At 66.9% G+C, this 17,201-nt stretch carries 11 protein-coding genes; 2 read left to right on the top strand and 9 right to left on the bottom strand.

Going from position 1 to position 17,201, the window contains the following annotated elements:
* Positions 1-35 precede the first annotated feature (35 nt).
* The 6 genes from trxB to ACFW9O_RS07690 all read right to left on the bottom strand — a co-directional run bounded on the left by trxB (position 36) and on the right by ACFW9O_RS07690 (position 9,103).
* A complete protein-coding gene (gene trxB / locus ACFW9O_RS07665; protein ID WP_351166540.1) occupies positions 36-1,007 on the bottom strand; it encodes a thioredoxin-disulfide reductase in 972 nt (323 codons plus the stop codon).
* 126 nt (positions 1,008-1,133) lie between these two features.
* Positions 1,134-2,048: an anti-sigma factor family protein gene (locus ACFW9O_RS07670; protein WP_384606214.1), complete on the bottom strand. Its 915-nt coding sequence runs from the start codon at positions 2,046-2,048 to the stop codon at positions 1,134-1,136.
* Positions 2,045-2,740: an RNA polymerase sigma factor SigM gene (gene sigM / locus ACFW9O_RS07675; protein ID WP_384606216.1), complete on the bottom strand. Its 696-nt coding sequence runs from the start codon at positions 2,738-2,740 to the stop codon at positions 2,045-2,047. Before sigM ends, ACFW9O_RS07670 begins: the two co-directional genes overlap by 4 nt.
* A 25-nt stretch (positions 2,741-2,765) precedes the next feature.
* Positions 2,766-4,466 carry a protein kinase family protein gene (locus tag ACFW9O_RS07680; RefSeq protein ID WP_384606218.1) on the bottom strand — a complete coding sequence of 567 codons (1,701 nt, stop codon included), beginning with the start codon at positions 4,464-4,466 and terminating at the stop codon, positions 2,766-2,768.
* Positions 4,467-4,596: 130 nt separating this feature from the next.
* Positions 4,597-6,756 (bottom strand): murein biosynthesis integral membrane protein MurJ, encoded by a 2,160-nt coding sequence (gene murJ / locus ACFW9O_RS07685; protein ID WP_384606221.1) that lies wholly within the window; start codon positions 6,754-6,756, stop codon positions 4,597-4,599.
* A gap of 49 nt (positions 6,757-6,805) precedes the next feature.
* Positions 6,806-9,103 (bottom strand): DUF6049 family protein, encoded by a 2,298-nt coding sequence (locus ACFW9O_RS07690; RefSeq protein WP_384606225.1) that lies wholly within the window; start codon positions 9,101-9,103, stop codon positions 6,806-6,808.
* A gap of 180 nt (positions 9,104-9,283) precedes the next feature.
* Here ACFW9O_RS07690 and ACFW9O_RS07695 point away from each other — a divergent pair, with 180 nt between their 5' ends.
* Positions 9,284-10,726 carry a CCA tRNA nucleotidyltransferase gene (locus ACFW9O_RS07695; protein ID WP_384606228.1) on the top strand — a complete coding sequence of 481 codons (1,443 nt, stop codon included), beginning with the start codon at positions 9,284-9,286 and terminating at the stop codon, positions 10,724-10,726.
* Positions 10,727-10,827: 101 nt separating this feature from the next.
* Here ACFW9O_RS07695 and ACFW9O_RS07700 read toward each other — a convergent pair whose 3' ends face one another.
* From ACFW9O_RS07700 to ACFW9O_RS07710, 3 genes are all read right to left on the bottom strand, one after another.
* A complete protein-coding gene (locus tag ACFW9O_RS07700; RefSeq protein WP_384606229.1) occupies positions 10,828-12,117 on the bottom strand; it encodes an MFS transporter in 1,290 nt (429 codons plus the stop codon).
* Between the two features lie 122 nt (positions 12,118-12,239).
* Positions 12,240-13,322: an inositol-3-phosphate synthase gene (locus ACFW9O_RS07705; RefSeq protein WP_383174785.1), complete on the bottom strand. Its 1,083-nt coding sequence runs from the start codon at positions 13,320-13,322 to the stop codon at positions 12,240-12,242.
* Between the two features lie 59 nt (positions 13,323-13,381).
* Positions 13,382-14,083: a helix-turn-helix transcriptional regulator gene (locus tag ACFW9O_RS07710; RefSeq protein ID WP_351173570.1), complete on the bottom strand. Its 702-nt coding sequence runs from the start codon at positions 14,081-14,083 to the stop codon at positions 13,382-13,384.
* Positions 14,084-14,470: 387 nt separating this feature from the next.
* Here ACFW9O_RS07710 and ACFW9O_RS07715 point away from each other — a divergent pair, with 387 nt between their 5' ends.
* A complete protein-coding gene (locus ACFW9O_RS07715) occupies positions 14,471-17,161 on the top strand; it encodes a transglycosylase domain-containing protein (protein WP_384606232.1) in 2,691 nt (896 codons plus the stop codon).
* Positions 17,162-17,201 lie beyond the last annotated feature (40 nt).

Consider the following 17,201-nt stretch of genomic DNA (forward strand, 5'->3'; position numbering starts at 1 on the left):
ACTTCGCGGGGTGTGGGGGTGAATTGAGGCTTCGGTCAGACCGCGGGGGTCTTCTCCGGCTCGGCGAGCTTCTCGTCGGCCAGGGCGGAGAGGAAGCGCTCGGCGTCGAGAGCGGCGGAGCAGCCGGTCCCAGCGGCAGTGATGGCCTGTCGGTAGGTGTGGTCGACAACATCGCCCGCGCCGAAGACACCGGACAGGTTGGTGCGCGTGGAGGGCGCTTCGACCTTGAGGTAACCCTCGTCGTCGAGGTCGAGCTGGCCCTTGAAGAGTTCCGTGCGCGGGTCATGGCCGACTGCGATGAACAGGCCGGTCACCGGGAGCTCGGACGTTTCGCCGGTCTTGGTGTTGCGCAGGGTCAGGCCGGAGAGCTTCTGCTCGCCGTGAACGGTGGCGACCTCGCTGTCCCAGGCGAACTTGATCTTCGGGTCGGCGAAGGCGCGATCCTGCATGGCCTTGGAGGCACGCAGGGTGTCGCGACGGTGAACGATGGTGACGGACTTCGCGAACCGGGAGAGGAAGGTCGCCTCCTCCATCGCGGTGTCGCCCCCGCCGATCACGGCGATGTCCTGATCCTTGAAGAAGAAGCCGTCGCAGGTGGCACACCAGGAGACGCCACGTCCGGAAAGCGCGTCCTCGTTGGGCAGACCGAGCTTGCGGTGCTGGGATCCCGTGGTGACGATGACCGCCTTGGCGCGGTGGACCGTGCCCGCGGTGTCGGTGACCGTCTTGACGTCGCCGGAGAGGTCGACGGAGATCACATCGTCGGGGATCAGCTCAGCGCCGAAGCGCTCGGCCTGGGCGCGCATGTTGTCCATGAGCTCGGGGCCCATGATGCCGTCCTGGAAGCCCGGGAAGTTCTCCACGTCGGTGGTGTTCATGAGCGCACCGCCCGCAGTGACGGCACCCTCGAACACCAGCGGCTTCAGCGACGCGCGAGCGGTATACAGGGCGGCGGTGTAACCAGCCGGCCCAGAGCCGATGATGATCACATTACGGACGTCGCTCACGGGTTTCTTCCTCGTCTCTGCAGACTGCCACTGCCTACTGGGGTCGGTTCCACGACTCTCACCCCACCCAACGGATCCTACGGGGCATGCATTCCCGCTATGCCCCAGCAACTCCCGCCACGGCGCTCAGGGGCGCGTGTAGGAGTGGGTGAGCAGCAGCTGACCCTTTGACGCAGGAGCGGTCCCGACGCACGCTGCGTCGACCACATAGGCCTGCACACGGCTCGAGTCGGTCGCGTGGGGCAGGACGACGAGGAACGCCGCTGAGCCCTCGTAGCTGCCTCGCTCCACCGCCAGCGCCGGGGCGTTACGGCCGGTGCCCCGCTGCACGCAGGGGGGAACGTCGACGACGGGCGTGCGCAGCGGATTCCTGGGCGTCGCAGTGTCGGGGTCAATGTTCTGCGGGGACGACTTGGTGTCGAGGGATGGCTTGGTCTCGCGGGTCTCCGCGGTCTTTGATCCATCCGCTGCGCCGAGAAGCTGGTGGACCTGGTCTTCGAGCGTGTCCCCGGAGAAGTTCCGCCCGCTGTCCTCTGCGGCGCTGGATGCCCTGTCGGCGGAGTTCTGGGCCGGTTGTACCGACTGCAACAGGAAGACGCCCATTCCGACGACTGCGGCTCCGAAGGCGGTTCCGAGAATGACCGTGCGGCGACGGCGACGGGACGGACGCCGACCGGGGCCGGTGGCACCCCGGGGACGGCCTGACGGGCGGTCCACGACAGTGGGCTCCGCAGGCTGCTCGAATGTTTCACGTGAAACAGGACCGGTGACTCCGGAAGCCGCTTCGGCTTGCGCGAGGCTTTCGGAGGCCAACGCCGCATCGATCCGCGCAGCAACGTCCTCGGGCATCTGCTGGTCGACGGGCAGGGTTCCGAGCAGCGAGCGGATCTCTTCCAGCGAGGCTTGGATGTCGCCGCACTGAGGGCACGCGTCGATGTGACGGCGGACATCTGCCGTGCGGGAGGGGGAGAGGAGCCCTTCGGTGAGGTCTGAGATCTCTTCGATGTCCGGGTGCTGAGCTGTGTCGGCTGTGGATGTCATGCGTGCCCACCTCCGCCCTTCACAGCGGCGGGATCGCTTGATCCCGCATCTCTTGGTCCCGACGCAGGTGGGACGGATGCCCCCTGCGTCCGGTTCCTTTCCATGACGCCGTCCCCGCTGTTGCTGCGTAGATGGGTGAGGAGAGGGAGCAGTCTCGCTCGGCCCCTCGCGCAGCGGCTCTTCACGGTGCCGGTCGGCACGTCGAGAATCCGAGCGGCCTCCGCGACGGGATAGGCCTGCATGTCGACGAGCACGAGCGCCGCCCGTTGTTCTGTGGGGAGAGTGGACAGCGCTGCCAGGAGTTCGCGGTGAAGGTCCTGCCTTTCGGCTGGAGCTTCCGCAGATTCGTGCGGCTCCAGAAGCTGATCGAGCCGCTCCGCGTCATCGACCGGCGCCGTTTTGCGCGAGGCGGCCTTGCGAGCACGGTCGAGGCAAGCGTTCACGGTGATCCGGTGGAGCCAGGTCGTGACGGCCGACTGGCCGCGAAAGGTGTGGGCGGCCCGGAACGCCGAGATGAGGGCGTCCTGTACCGCGTCAGCAGCCTCCTCGCGGTCGCCGAGCGTGCGGAGCGCCACGGCCCAGAGCCGGTCACGGTGTCGTCGCACGAGCTCACCGAAGGCGTCCGGTTCGCCTGCGACATGCTGCGCCAGGAGATCCTGGTCGCTGGTGTCGGCGAATCTGGCGTCGTCCAACGGTGAGCCCCCTCCCCTGATGCCGTCAGCTGGTGATCTTGATGTCCGAGACCTTGCCCCTGTAGCGGCCGTCGTCACCCAGCGGCAGTTTGGTCAGCCAGACCAGAACGTACCGCGCCTGCACCGGCTTATCGGGCTTGAGGGACACCTTTGTTCCGGATCCCTTCGCGGCCTCGGTGAAGCCACCGGGCAGCTGAGGAACGGACGATCCGTCTGCGGTCCTCAACTCGACCGAGGTGGTGCCACCGAGGAAGGACACGTCGACGGTTCCGACCTGCTGGACCTTACCCAGGTCGAGGACGACTCCGACACCCTCCTTCAGTCTCCCGAAGTCGGCGGTGTAGTAGCCGTCCGTGGACCAGTACGAGCCGGTGTCCTTGTCGTGGACGTTCTTTATGGTCGCCGGCTTCTCGGAGCCGTCCCCGCCGAGCGGATCGTAGTCCTGGGCGCCGGCGATGGTGACCGGCTTGCTGGGCTCGACGGTGTTGTTGTCGTCGCCCTCGTTCTCGGTGGTCTGCGTGTTGGCGGGCTCGTCGGAGTCCTTACCCCGGTCGAGGACGGTTTCGGCCAGCTGCCAGCTGCCGAGGCCCAGTGCGGCGATGAGCAGCGCGGACACGGCCCATTTGAGCGCCTTGCCGGTACGACTCTGCAGCGGGGGCGGCGGCGCAGCGATGACGGGCTGGGTGACCTGGTTCGGACGCGCCGAAGGGCGCCCGTAGGTGCCCTGCTGGTAGGTGGTCCGCTGGTACTCGGGCGGCCCGGTGAAGACGGGCTCCGGGGGAAGGATGCGCGGCATGGCCGCAACAGCCTTGGCGAGCTCGTCCGGTGTGGTGCACGGCTGCTCCTGGCGTGAGGCCGTGGCGCCGTCGTTGGCGAGCGCGCGCATGGCGAGCTCCGAGAGGCCGCGGTGGACGCCGGCCCGTACCTGGTCCGGAGGAATCAGCCCCACGCCCTTGGGGAGCCCGGAGAGACCGTAGGCATCGCTCTCGTAGGGCCAGCGGCGGGTCAGCGCGGCATAGAGCAATGCGCCGATGGCCTCCGTGTCCGTGCGCAGCGGTTGGTCGGCGGAGATTCCTCGCAGGGCCGCGTTCACAGCGAGGCCACGGATCCGGTACTGCCCGGTCGAGCTGCGCAGCACCGCACCCGGGGTGAGCCGCAGGTGCGCGAGTCCTTCCCGGTGGGCGGCGGCCATGGCCTGGGAGACCTGGCTCACGAGTTGGTACGCGTCGTGGGCTTCCAGGGGTCCTGAAGCGAGTAGTGCCGTGAGTTCGGTGGCGTCGGGGAGCCACTCATGGACGACGTAGACGAGGTCGTCCTCTTCCACTGCGTCCAGGACCTGTACGAAGCGCGGGTCTCCCAGCAGCGCCGAGGAGCGGGCGGCAGCCAGCACCGAGCGTGCGCGGGGATGGTCGGCGGGGAGCAGATGAACGCCCACCGCGCGGCGAAGCTTCTCGTCGACGGCACGCCAGCTGCTGAATCCGTCCAGACGGGTGACGCACTCTTCTAGCCGATAGCGCTTGGCGAGCTTGTGACCGCTGTGCAGATCGGGCGTCGCCGGAACGGTGTCCGCTCTCTCCTGCCCGCCGTCCGCGCTCTTCGGGCTCGCGCCCGCCGTGTCCTCGGCTTGTTCTGTCCCGTCGGTCGTGGCCTCGTCCGCCTTGGCGGCCAGCGGCTCGTCGCCGCCGTTGTCGGCCACGTCGACGGCAGCCGTGCTACGTTCCGCCACCGTCGTTCCTGCCTCCCCATTCGTTGCGCGATGCCAGCCAGCACTGCACAGTCCCGCCAATTGTGCCCACACTCCGGCGCTATGCACGACACGCGGTGTCCGGCGATGGTTGTGCGGATCAGAGCCTTCTTTAGCGCCCGAGCCGTCCCCGGACCATGCCGACCATGCCGTTGAGCTCTTCAATGCGCATCTTCTTCGCAGCGACGAAGAAGATGCCCAGCAGGACGACACTGCCGCAGACCAGGGCCACCACGGAGCCACCGGCTCCGTCCCCGAGAGCCCCCAGAAGGGCGAAGCCCACTCCGCCGCCGACGACGGCCGCAGGGATCGCGGCCAGGCACAGACGGGCGTAGGTGCGCACGATGCGGGCGCCGTCCAGGTCTCCTCCGAGCCGGTTGCGCAGCCGTCGCCAGGCGATACCGACGCCCACGGCGTAGGCCAGGCCGTAGGAGGCGGCCATGCCGACGACTGCCCATTGGGCAGGAAGGACTACGTAGCAGAGGGCGGAAGCCGCAGCGTTGACCGCTGCGACGATGACAGTGTTGTAAAAGGGCGTGCGTGTGTCCTCGTACGCGTAGAAGCCGCGCAGTACGACGTACTGCACGGAGTACGGGATGAGTCCGAGGGCGAAGGCCATCAGGATGAAGCCCATGGACCGCGCGGCCTCGGTGCCGCTGGATGCGTACAGCAGGGTGCACATCGGCAGACCGAGCGCGAGGAATGTGAAGGCGACGGGCACGATCGCCACGGCCGAGTTGCGCAGCCCCTGGGAGATGTCGTCGCGGACGGCCCCGGGATCGTTGTCATGGGCGGCGCGTGAGATACGCGGCAGCAGAGCGGCCATGACCGAGACGGTGATGATCGCCTGAGGCATGCCCCAGATCAGCTGGGCATTGGAGTAGGCGAGGAAGCCCGTGCCGTCCTTGTCGGCGAGGTTGCCTGCCGCGGTTGCCAGCTGGGTGACGACCAGAACGCCGGCCTGATTGGCCAGGACGAAGAGGACGGTCCACTTGGCGAGCTTGATCGTTTTTCCGAGTCCGTGACCCTTCCAGTCGAAGCGGGGGCGGAAGCGGAAGCCTGCCTCGCGGAGGTACGGAATCATCGCCAGGGCCTGGACGGCGAGGCCGAGCAGCGTTCCGATGCCCAGCAGTCGGACGCCCTCCGGCGGAATCGTCTCGACGCCCATCAGGGATTCCCCGGACGTGCCGTAGACCCAGATGAAGAGGCCGAAGGTGAAGATCATGACGATGTTGTTGAGGACCGGGGTCCACATCATCGCGCCGAACTTGCCACGGGCGTTGAGGATCTGGCCCATGACCACATGGACGCCCATGAAGAAGATGGTCGGCAGGCAGTAGCGGGCGAAGGTCACAGCGACGTTGTTCGCCGCCGGGTCGTTCGCGATGGTGCTCGACATCAGGTGGATCAGCTGGGGGGCGGCGAAGACCGCCACCAGGACGATCAGGCCCAGTGCCACCATGACGAGTGTCAGCAGGCGGTTGGCATAAGCCTCGCCGCCGTCCTCGTCGTCCTTCATGGACCGGACGAGCTGGGGTACGAAGACCGAGTTGAGGCCCCCGCCGACGGTGAGGATGTAGATCATTGTCGGCAGGGTGTACGCGATGGTGAAGCTGTCGCCGAGCATGGCCGCACCGAGCGCGGCGGTGATCACCAGACTGCGTACGAAGCCGGTGAGCCTGGAAACCAGGGTGCCGGCCGCCATCAGCGCGCTGGACTTCAGTATCCCGGAGGCACGGCCGCCGGATTTCGGCGGGACGGGAGCCGGAGCAGCCTCCGGCTCGGCTGCGGGGCCCTGGGGCCGTCCTGATCCCTCCTGGTCGCGGAAGAGATGCGCGAAGGCGTCCGGCTCCTCGCGGCCGTCGGATGCCTGTGTCACCAGGTCGTCCACTCCTACGTACTGGGTGGTCGCCGCGTTGTCTCCGTACGGCAGGTGCCGCGAAGGGCCTGCAGGCTCCGGTGGCGGAGTCTGGGCCCAGATGCGGGGGTCGGGGGCGTACTGGGCCGAGGGAGGCTGCTGGTAGAGCTGCTGCGGCTCCTGGTAGGTGCCGGGGGGCGGCGGAGGGTGGGCAGCGCGGTCGTAGAGGGCCTCGGCCACCGGATCCTGGGCGGCGAGGTCCTGAGACCGGTAGGGATCGTGGTCGTAGGCATGCTGCAGGTAGGGGTCCGGTGTCCCCCCGTCCTGACCTGCGTCCGACGGCACCGGCGGCCCGCCGGAAGATCCAGCTCCGCCCGCGCCCTGGGCGCGGTCACCGTCGTACGGCGCGTTCATCGAAACCCCACCTCATCGTCCCCGGCCGACCGGCCCCGACAGACATCGCTCAACGGTCCACTTTCTCACCCGTGCCCGACGGGTCCCCGCTTTCCGGACCGGTGTCCGGGGTCGGGTCACTCGGCTGCTCGGGTTCGCCGCCGTCGTTCCCCGCTGCGCCGTTCGCGACGGCGCGCTTGCGGTGCGTGTACATCCTGATACCTGCCAGGACGAGCAGGAGCAGTCCGCCGGCGATCACGAGGAGCACCGTCGGTGTGACTTCGGAGACCCTAACGTTGAAGGTCATCTCCTCGCCGTACGGTGTTCCGTCCTTGGTGAAGAGTTGTGCGGTGACCTGTGCCTGTCCGTTGGCATTGGCCGAGGCGTCGAATTTCACGGACTGGCTGTGCCCGCCCGCGATCTTGATCGGCTGCTCGGCCACGGCTGCGCCGTCATTGAGCTTGAGCCGTGTCGAGTTGCCCGACGTCAGGCGGAGCTTGAGGTTGTCCACACCCTGCACCAGCTTGTTCTGCACGGTGACAGGGATCGTCGCGCTGCGGCCCGACAGGGTGACGTCGGACTTCGCGATGAGCTGTACCTCGTTGGTGAGGCTCTGCAGGTAGGTGCGGACCGCGTCGCGGTATTGCTGTGCTTCCAAGGGCCTGCCGCGCCACGATGTGGAGACGGAGCGGTTGATCGCGTTGCCGAAGGGTGTCACCACCCGGTCGGGCGCCGTGAGGATGACCTCGAAGCTGTTCAGCGAGTCCTGCGTCGTCCTGATGTCCTGGAAGGCCTGGGTGGGCAGTTCCTGGCTGCGGAGCTTCTTCGGGTACTGGGAGGCTCTCGGCACCTTCGTGGTGGCCTGGGCGTCGGGCTTCTTCCCGGCCGCCGTCACCAGGTCGACGGGCTGCGTCCAGTGCTCGTCGGAGAGGGCGCGCAGGGCAGCGGCCATGGCTTGTGCCTGCGTCGCCGTGGGCGTCCGCTGCGGTGCGACGACGATGCTGCGCGGCTTGTTCGGGGCCTGCTCGGTCAGCGCGAGCGTGTGGGCCAGGAACTTCTGCACAGCGAGCGTCGACTCGTCGGCCCTGGCCATGCCGCCCTTGAAGGCGGTGGAAAGCCGGTAGTCGGCAACGACCGCGGTGGTGCCGCCCCCGATCGGCCGGGCGGCTGTCGGCGTGTACGGCAGACCGCCGGTCTCCTCGAGGCTGTCGCTGCGGGCGATCACCTTGTGGGCGCCGGCCGAGGTGGCGACGTCGACGATCGAGGGATCGATCGCACCGTCCACCGGCCAGGCGAAGTCGGTGGAGGGTTTTACATGGAGGATGGTCTCGACCGTGGGTCCCGCTGCCTCGGTTGCCGTCTGCAGGTGGCTGAGCGTGCCTGTGACGTTCTTGCCGCGGTGGGCGATGGAGGCGAGGTCGGGATCCGCGAACGGCAGGGCTACCACCTTGCCGTCCTTGACTGCCGCTTGCAGCCCGGTGAGCCACTGCTTGGCGATGGCCTGATTAGTCCCCGCGACGGTGGTGTCTCCGACCCTGACGCGATAGTTCCTTGTCATCGCGTCGACGGAGGCCAGCAGGTCCGGGTCGATCACCCAGGTCACCGGAAGCTGACTGCCCAGCGACACCAGCTGCTCCAGCCGGCCACCGGGAGCGAGCTCCTTGACGAGTTCGTCGTTGGCGAAGACAGGAGTCTGCTGTTCGTCGGAGCCCGTCTCGGCGGTGACGTGTGCCGAGGCGATCAGCGGCCAGAGGAAGGTCAGGTCGGTCGTGTTGTCGGTGTCCTCGGGCTGCCAGGGCAGGAAGGTCCGCTGAATGCCGAGCACCTGGTCGTAGCCCGCGTCGGCAGTGCGGCCCGTGACGGAGACGCCGAGCTGATAGACGCCCTCCGTGTCCAGGCCCAGCTTGTCGACGGGAACAGCGAGGGAGAAATCCTGACTGACGCCGGAAGCGAGCTTCGGGATCTTCAGCGTGTACTTACCGCCGAGCCTGGCGGGGTCGTTGCCCGGCAGGTATCCCGTGCGCTTGGCGGCGTCGTCGATTGCGGACCGCCCGGAGAGCGTCGGCCCCACGCGGAGGTCGACCTCGGCTTCGGTGACCGCTTTCTTGCCCTTGTTGGTGAGGGTGCCGGAAACCGTGAGGGTGTCCCCCTCAACCGGTGCGCTGGGGCTGAGCGTGTCCAGAGACACATCGATGGTGCGTGAGCCGGTCGGGGCCTTGGCGATCCCCTCAGCCTGCGCTGCGGGCGCTGCCGGACCCGTCAGGAGCCCGGCGAGCAACGGCGCCCCGACGATCAAGGAGGCTGTGCGCCGGAGCCACCGGCGGGCAGGGGAGGGACTCGTCCCCTGGATGTCTGCCGCCTCGGCCACGCGTACCCGTCCCTCTTAGTCGTCAGCTGATGTCGGTCTTGCCGGTCTCTGCGTCCCCGCATGGTAACGATGTGCCCGATGGCTGAGTGCCGGGGACTGCGCCACATGATCGGGAGAGTCTCGCAGGGCCGTCATAAACGATGACGCCGGGGCCGGTCGGTGCACGTACCCTTTTCTGTTGTGCCGAACGCCAACGAAGACAGCCCCAGTGCACTGAGCCAGGTGCAGCACCGCGCAGTGAGTGAACTGCTGCGGGTGTCCCCGGTCGCCGACGACCTCGCCCGCCGATTCCAGGAAGCCGGATTCGGTCTTGCCCTGGTCGGAGGGTCGGTCCGCGATGCGTTGCTCGGCCGGCTCGGGAACGATCTGGACTTCACGACCGATGCCCGGCCGGAGGACGTGCTCAAGATTGTCCGTCCGTGGGCAGACTCCGTGTGGGAGGTCGGAATCGCGTTCGGCACGGTCGGATCGCAGAAGGACGGCTACCAGATCGAGGTCACGACCTATCGGTCGGAGGCGTACGACAGGACTTCCCGTAAGCCCGAGGTCTCCTACGGCGACTCCATCGAGGAAGACCTCATCCGACGTGACTTCACGGTCAACGCCATGGCTGTCGCTCTGCCGCAGAAGGAGTTCATCGACCCCCACGGAGGTCTCGATGATCTGGCCGAGCGTGTGCTGCGCACACCGGGTACCCCTGAGGCATCCTTCTCCGATGATCCGCTGCGGATGCTGCGTGCCGCTCGCTTCGCCGCGCAGCTGGACTTCGAGGTCGCCCCTGAGGTCGTCACGGCGATGACCGACATGGCCGGGCGTATCGAGATCGTCTCGGCCGAGCGGGTCCGTGAAGAGCTCAACAAGTTGCTGCTCTCCGGGCACCCCCGCAAGGGGCTGGGACTCCTGGTGGATACCGGTCTGGCGGACCGGGTGCTGCCCGAGCTTCCCGCTCTGCGGCTGGAAAGTGATGAGCATCACCGTCACAAGGACGTCTACGAGCACTCCCTGACTGTCCTGGAACAGGCCATCGATCTGGAGGAGGACGGGCCGGACCTCGTGCTCCGGCTCGCGGCCCTGCTTCACGACGTCGGCAAGCCGAGGACGCGGCGCTTCGAGAAGGACGGCCGTGTCTCCTTCCACCACCACGAAGTGGTGGGCGCCAAGATGGCGAAGAAGCGGATGACCGAGCTGAAGTACTCCAACGACATGGTCAAGGACGTATCGAAGCTCGTGGAGCTGCATCTGCGCTTCCACGGTTACGGCGACGGGGAGTGGACCGATTCCGCCGTGCGCAGGTACGTGCGGGATGCGGGACCACTCTTGGACCGGTTGCACAAGCTCACCCGCTCGGACTGCACGACGCGCAACAAGCGCAAAGCCAATGCACTGTCGCGAACCTATGACGGGCTCGAGGCGCGCATCGAGGAGCTGCAGAGCCAGGAGGAGCTGGATGCGATCCGGCCCGACCTGGACGGCAACGAGATCATGCAGATCCTCGGGGTCACACCCGGGCCTGTGATCGGTAAGGCTTACGCCTTCTTGCTCGAGCTGCGGCTGGAGAACGGGCCGATGGAACACGATGCTGCCGTCGCAGCCCTCAAGGAGTGGTGGGCCGCTCAGGAGTGATGCCGGGTGGGTGTCATGTTTCACGTGAAACACGACGCGTGATTCCGGAGCGGGACCCAGTAAGGGCGTTGTTTCACGTGGTTTCACGTGAAACAACGCCCTTACTCCTTGAGGCGGGCGCGCTGGAGCGCCAGGCCGGCGTGCCGCCAGTGGAACATCGCCGCCGAGACCAGGGCGTAGAGCACGGCCACGACGATCACCACGACAACGGACCGGCCGTCTGCGGGAAGCGCGAGGGCGGACAGCGCCGCGGCAGCGACGAAGGCAACGTTGAAGAGCACGTCGTAGAGCGAGAAGATCCTGCCGCGGAATGAGTCGTCGACAGATGTCTGCACTTCGGTGTCCGTTGCGATCTTCGTTCCCTGTGTAATGAGCCCGAGGACGAACGCTGCCGCCAGCATGGGAGCAGGGGCGAACGACAGCCCCAGCGCCGGCTCCAGGAGGGCTGCCGTGCCCGCGCACACCGCCATCCAGCCGTAACGGCCGAGACGCCCCACGGCCCAGGGGGTGATCGCTGCGGCCACGAAGTACCCCGCCGCGGAGGCTCCCAGCGCAAGGCCCAACAGTGCCAGTCCGTCGGACTCGCTGTCGGACCACGCGTAGCGGCACAGCATCAGCACCATCACGGTCAGCGCCCCGTAGCAGAAGCGGATCACCGTTATGGCGGCCAGAGCGCGTGCGGCGTCCTTCCGCTCGGCCAGATGGCGCAACCCGGCGACGAGGCCACGTGCGGTCGTGGTGAGTGCTTCCCGCAGCCGCACGTGGTGCAGGTCCTCATCCGGCCCCAGGAGGCCTCGGGGCAGGGTCAGGGAGGTCAGGGCCGAGAGGAGATAGAGGATCGCCCCCAGCATGACCACGGCGGCGTCGGACCCGTCTGTCAGGACTTGCATGGCCAGGGCGAGCCCTCCGCCGGCCGTTGCGGCCAGCGTTCCGGCCGTCGGGGAGAGGGAGTTGGCGATGACGAGCCGGTCGGTGTCGACGACGCGTGGGAGAGCCGCCGACAGCCCGGCCAGGACGAAGCGGTTGACCGCTGTGACGCAGAGGGCGGAAGCGTAGAAGGCCCACGAGGGCGCGGAGCCCAGGAGCAGCAGAGCTGTGCAGCAGGCCAGGACGGCCCGTAGCAGATTTCCGTACAGGAACACCTGTCGGCGCGGCCAGCGGTCCAGCAGGACGCCGGCGAACGGGCCGATCAAGGAGTACGGAAGCAGCAGCACAGCCATGGCGGACGCGATGGCGCCCGGCGTTGTCTGACCCTCCGGGGAGAAGACGACGTACGTGGCGAGCGCGACCTGATAGACGCCGTCAGCCGACTGCGAGAGAAGCCGCACGGCAAGAAGGCGACGGAAGTTCCGAAAGCGCAGGAGTACGCGTAGATCACGCACGACAGGCATGTGGGCAAGGGTCACACACGTTGGGGGTCCCCGGGCGGATTGCCCGGGGACCCCCAACGTGTGGAGGGGACGGAGCGTTTCCGCTCGTCACCCTGGTGAGGCTGCAGCCGTGGTCGGCCGGATCAGCGCTCGATGTCGCCGCTGATGAACTTCTCGACGTTCTCGCGGGCCTCGTCGTCGAAGTACTGGACCGGCGGGGACTTCATGAAGTACGAGGAGGCCGAGAGGATCGGGCCACCGATGCCGCGGTCCAGGGCGATCTTCGCCGCGCGCACCGCGTCGATGATGACACCGGCGGAGTTCGGGGAGTCCCAGACCTCGAGCTTGTACTCCAGGTTCAGCGGAACGTCACCGAAGGCACGGCCCTCGAGGCGCACGTACGCCCACTTGCGGTCGTCCAGCCAGGCCACGTAGTCCGAGGGGCCGATGTGGACGTTGTCCGCACCGAGCTCACGGTCACGGATCTGCGAGGTGACGGCCTGCGTCTTCGAGATCTTCTTGGACTCGAGGCGCTCACGCTCGAGCATGTTCTTGAAGTCCATGTTGCCGCCGACGTTCAGCTGCATCGTGCGGTCCAGGACGACACCCCGGTCCTCGAACAGCTTCGCCATCACACGGTGGGTGATGGTGGCGCCGACCTGGGACTTGATGTCGTCGCCGACGATCGGGACACCGGCCTCGGTGAACTTGTCCGCCCACTCCTTGGTGCCGGCGATGAACACCGGGAGAGCGTTGACGAACGCGACCTTGGCGTCGATGGCGCACTGCGCGTAGAACTTCGCAGCAACCTCGGAACCGACGGGCAGGTAGCAGACGAGGACGTCGACCTGCTTGTCCTTGAGGATCTGGACGATGTCGACCGGGGCCTCGGCGGACTCCTCGATGGTCTCGCGGTAGTACTTGCCCAGACCGTCGTGGGTGTGTCCACGCTGAACCGTCACGCCGGTGTTCGGCACGTCGGCGATCTTGATGGTGTTGTTCTCGCTGGCGCCGATGGCGTCCGAGAGGTCGAGGCCGACCTTCTTCGCGTCGACGTCGAAGGCGGCGACGAACTCGACGTCGCTCACGTGGTACTCGCCGAACTGAACGTGCATCAGACCGGGCACCTTGCCGGCCGGATCGGCGTCCTTGTAGTACTCGACGCCCTGCACCAGCGAGGCGGCGCAGTTACCCACGCCGACGATGGCTACGCGAACCGAACCCATGCCGATTGCTCCCTGTGTTCTCGGTGTTCCCCGTGGAACCTTGCGGCTCTGCGGGGACTTCACTTGGTGTCGTCGGACGGATCCGGCCGGGTGTTGTCCCGGTGCCGGGGCAGGCCGCCCGTCTCTCCTGATGTGTCGTGCTGAGCAGAGCCCTCGGGCGAGGATCGTCGCTGATCCCGTCCCGATCGCTCGCTCTCGATGAGCTCGTTCAGCCAGCGCACTTCGCGCTCCACGGACTCCATGCCGTGTCGCTGCAGCTCAAGTGTGTAGTCGTCGAGTCGTTCGCGGGTGCGGGCAAGGGAGGCGCGCATCTTCTCGAGGCGTTCCTCGAGCCTGCTGCGGCGTCCTTCGAGCACGCGCATCCGTACATCGCGCTCCGTCTGCCCGAAGAAGGCGAAGCGAGCGGCGAAGTGCTCGTCCTCCCACGAGTCCGGGCCGGTGTGCGAGAGCAGCTCCTCGAAGTGCTCCTTACCTTCTGCCGTCAACCGGTAGACGATTTTTGCGCGGCGACCCGTGAGCGAGGACGTGGGAGCGACCCCACGGCCGGCGGCCGGCGGAAGATCCGGAGTACTTCCCGGCTCCTCGATCAACCAGCCGCTGGCAACCAGCGTCTTGAGGCAGGGGTAGAGCGTGCCGTAGCTGAACGCGCGGAAGATCCCCAACGACGTGTTGAGACGCTTGCGCAGCTCGTACCCGTGCATCGGGGACTCGCGGAGCAGGCCGAGTACGGCGAATTCGAGGATGCCTGAGCGTCTGCTCACCTTCGCCTCCTCCTTCTCCGAGTGCTCCCGCGGAGCCCTTGGGCCCACCTTATGCCGTGCTGATGTATCGACTCGATACATCAGCACGATATGTCGGCGCGTGGTGTTCGACAAGGGGAGGGTTCGTGAGCGGCGTCACATCGACAATTCCTAGGGAGTGACTTGCGTTATTTGGGGTGAAGTTCGGCTCTAGGGGGTTTTTGACCCTGCGTAGTCTGTGCGGCATGCAGACCACCGGGAACCGTGTGACGCCGCCATGCGTCAGTCATCGCGGACTGCCGGATGTACTGCGGATGAGCCTTCCGCAGGGCTCGTCCGTAATTCGGGGGGACCGGATCTCAACTGCCGCTTCCAGGCGCTCTTGCCTGCCCGAGGAGTAGTCGTTCGATGAGCGAGCACCGTCGCAAAACGCCGCAACCGCAAGGTGGAGGGCGTGCCGCGGCCAGACGAGCCGCCCAACAGCCTGCCGGACGCCGCACCGAGTCGTCACGCAGAGCAACTACAGCATCACCTTCCGACGCATACGGCGAGGAAGCCTCCTACAGTGGCCGGGCCGAGGCCCGTCGCGCCGCCCAGCGTGGCGGCGGTGGGAGACGACGTGGAGCCGGCGACACCGGTGGTCACGAAGGCCGCGGCCGGGGCCGGGTCGACGCCCGCTCCGGCAAGAAACGCCTCATCGACTACCCGCGTGCCGGAAAGTACGGCGCACGCCGCTGGGTGCCGTCGTGGAAACTCGTCTCAGGCCTGTGCCTGAGCTTCCTCGGCCTCATGATGGGCGCTGCCGGCATCGCGTACGCGCTGGTGGTGCCGCCGAACATTCAAGACACTGCCAAGGCGCAGAACAACGTCTACTACTGGGACAACGACACCCCGATGGTCGCCACCGGCGGGTCCGTCAACCGCCAGTCGATCGGTTACGCGCAGATCCCCGTAGCGATGCGTAATGCCGTCATCTCGGCGGAGAACAAGTCGTTCGAGACCGACAGGGGCATCGACCCCATGGGTATCGCCCGAGCCTTCTACAACATGGCCCGGGGAGGCGAAACCCAGGGTGGTTCGACGATCACCCAGCAGTACGTGAAGAACTCGAGGCTCTCCCAGGACCAGACCCTGAGCCGGAAGGTCAAGGAACTCTTCATCACGCTCAAGGTCGGCGAGACGGAGAGCAAGAAGAAGGTCATGGAGGGGTACCTCAACATCTCCTACTACGGGCGGGGTGCGTCGGGGCTCCAAGCGGCGGCACGCGCGTACTACGACAAGGACGCCACGGATCTGGACCCGAGCGAATGCGCCTTCCTGGCGACCCTGCTCAAGGGGGCCACCTACTTCGACCCCGAGGGTGCTCCCGATATCGACCCGGAACAGGCCACCAAGGCGAAGAACACGGAGCGCGCGAAGTTGCGCTGGAAGTGGATCCTCGACGAGGAGGTCAAGGACGGCCGGATGAGCAAGGCGGAACGTGCCAAGTACACGACGTTCCCCATGCCGAACAAGCCGACGAAGGACGCGAAGCTGGGCGGCCAGACGGGTTACCTGGTGGACCTCGCGACGAAGTACTTCCTCGCGAACAACGACCGGGACATCACCGAGCGCCAGCTGGCGCAGGGTGGGTACGAGATCCACACGACCTTCAATAAGGACAAGGTCGAGCAGCTCGAGAAGTCGATCAAGAAGGTGTACGAAGACAAGATCGACGTGAAGAAGCGTCCTACGTTGGACTCGCACGTCCAGTTCGGCGGCGCGTCGGTGGACACCAAGTCGGGCGCGATCGTCGCCACCTACGGCGGTCAGGACGCGACGAAGCACTACACCAACAACGCCGATGTGACGGGTGCTCAGGTCGGCTCGACGTTCAAGCCGTTCGTGCTGGCAGCGGCGATGGAGTACGGGAAGCGCGACCCGGAACTCGATGCTGAACAGAGCGCCTCGGAACGCACTCCGGTTTCGCCGAAGAGCGTCTACAACGGCGACAACAAGCTGAAGATCAAGAAGTACAACGGCGAGATCTGGCGGAACGCGAAGGGCGGTGAGTGGCTCCAGACCAACGACGGACACCACGACTACGGCCCCATCGATCTGCGAACCGCCATGCAGGAGTCCGCCAACTCCCCCTATGTGCAGCTCGGCATGGACGTCGGCACGGACAAGGTGAAGGAGGCCGCGCTCGCCGCGGGGCTGCGTGACGACGACTACATGGCGGACGCGAAGGTCCCCTCGTACTCCATCGGCACGTCCTCCCCGAGCGCCATCCGGATGGCCGGCGCGTACGCCACCTTCGCGACCAGTGGCCAGCAGCGCGAGCCCTTCTCGGTCACCGAGGTCAAGCACGAGGGCCAGGTCATCTACCAGCACGAAACGGTGTCCGAACCGGCCTTCCCCAGCATCGTCGCCGACAACGTCACCGACGTCCTGAAGAACGTCGTCGAGAAGGGGACGGGAACACCTGCCCAGCTCCCCGGCCGGGACGTGGCGGGAAAGACGGGAACCACGGACGGCAACAAGTCGGCCTGGTTCGTCGGTTACACCCCGCAGTTGTCGACCGCGGTGAGCATGTTCCGAATGGACGACGACGAGAAGAACAAGGACCGCGAGTTCCTGAAGATGTTCGGCACGGGCGGTGAGGAGAAGATCCACGGCGCCTCGTTCCCCGCGCAGATCTGGCACGACTACATGGCGGTGGCGATGAAGGGCATGGAGGTCAAGAACTTCCCGGAGCCGCAGCCGTACGGCGAGACGCTCTACGGCGGCGGCGCCGCGAGCCCCTCGCCGACGCCCAGCCCGACGCCTTCGCAGACGCCGTCCGGCGAACCGTCGACGGATCCGTCGCCCACCCCGTCCTCGCCGTCCCCCTCACCCAGCAATTCGTGCGGGGCGTTCGACTGGGACTGCAACAACGGTGGCACCGACACCGGCACCACCGATGGCGGCGACAACACGGGTACGACCGACGGCAGTGCCAATACCGGTACGACCGACGGCGGGACCGATACCGGTACGACCGACGGAACAACAGACGGTTCGAACGGCAACGGGAACGGGAACAACGCGTCCGGCGGGTTCTTCGGCGGTGGCGGATAGCACCCACCGCTCGCCCCACCCCCGACGGGTGACCGTCGGA

It is taken from the genome of Streptomyces sp. NPDC059499 (assembly GCF_042749285.1).
Classification (GTDB): Bacteria; Actinomycetota; Actinomycetes; order Streptomycetales; family Streptomycetaceae; genus Streptomyces.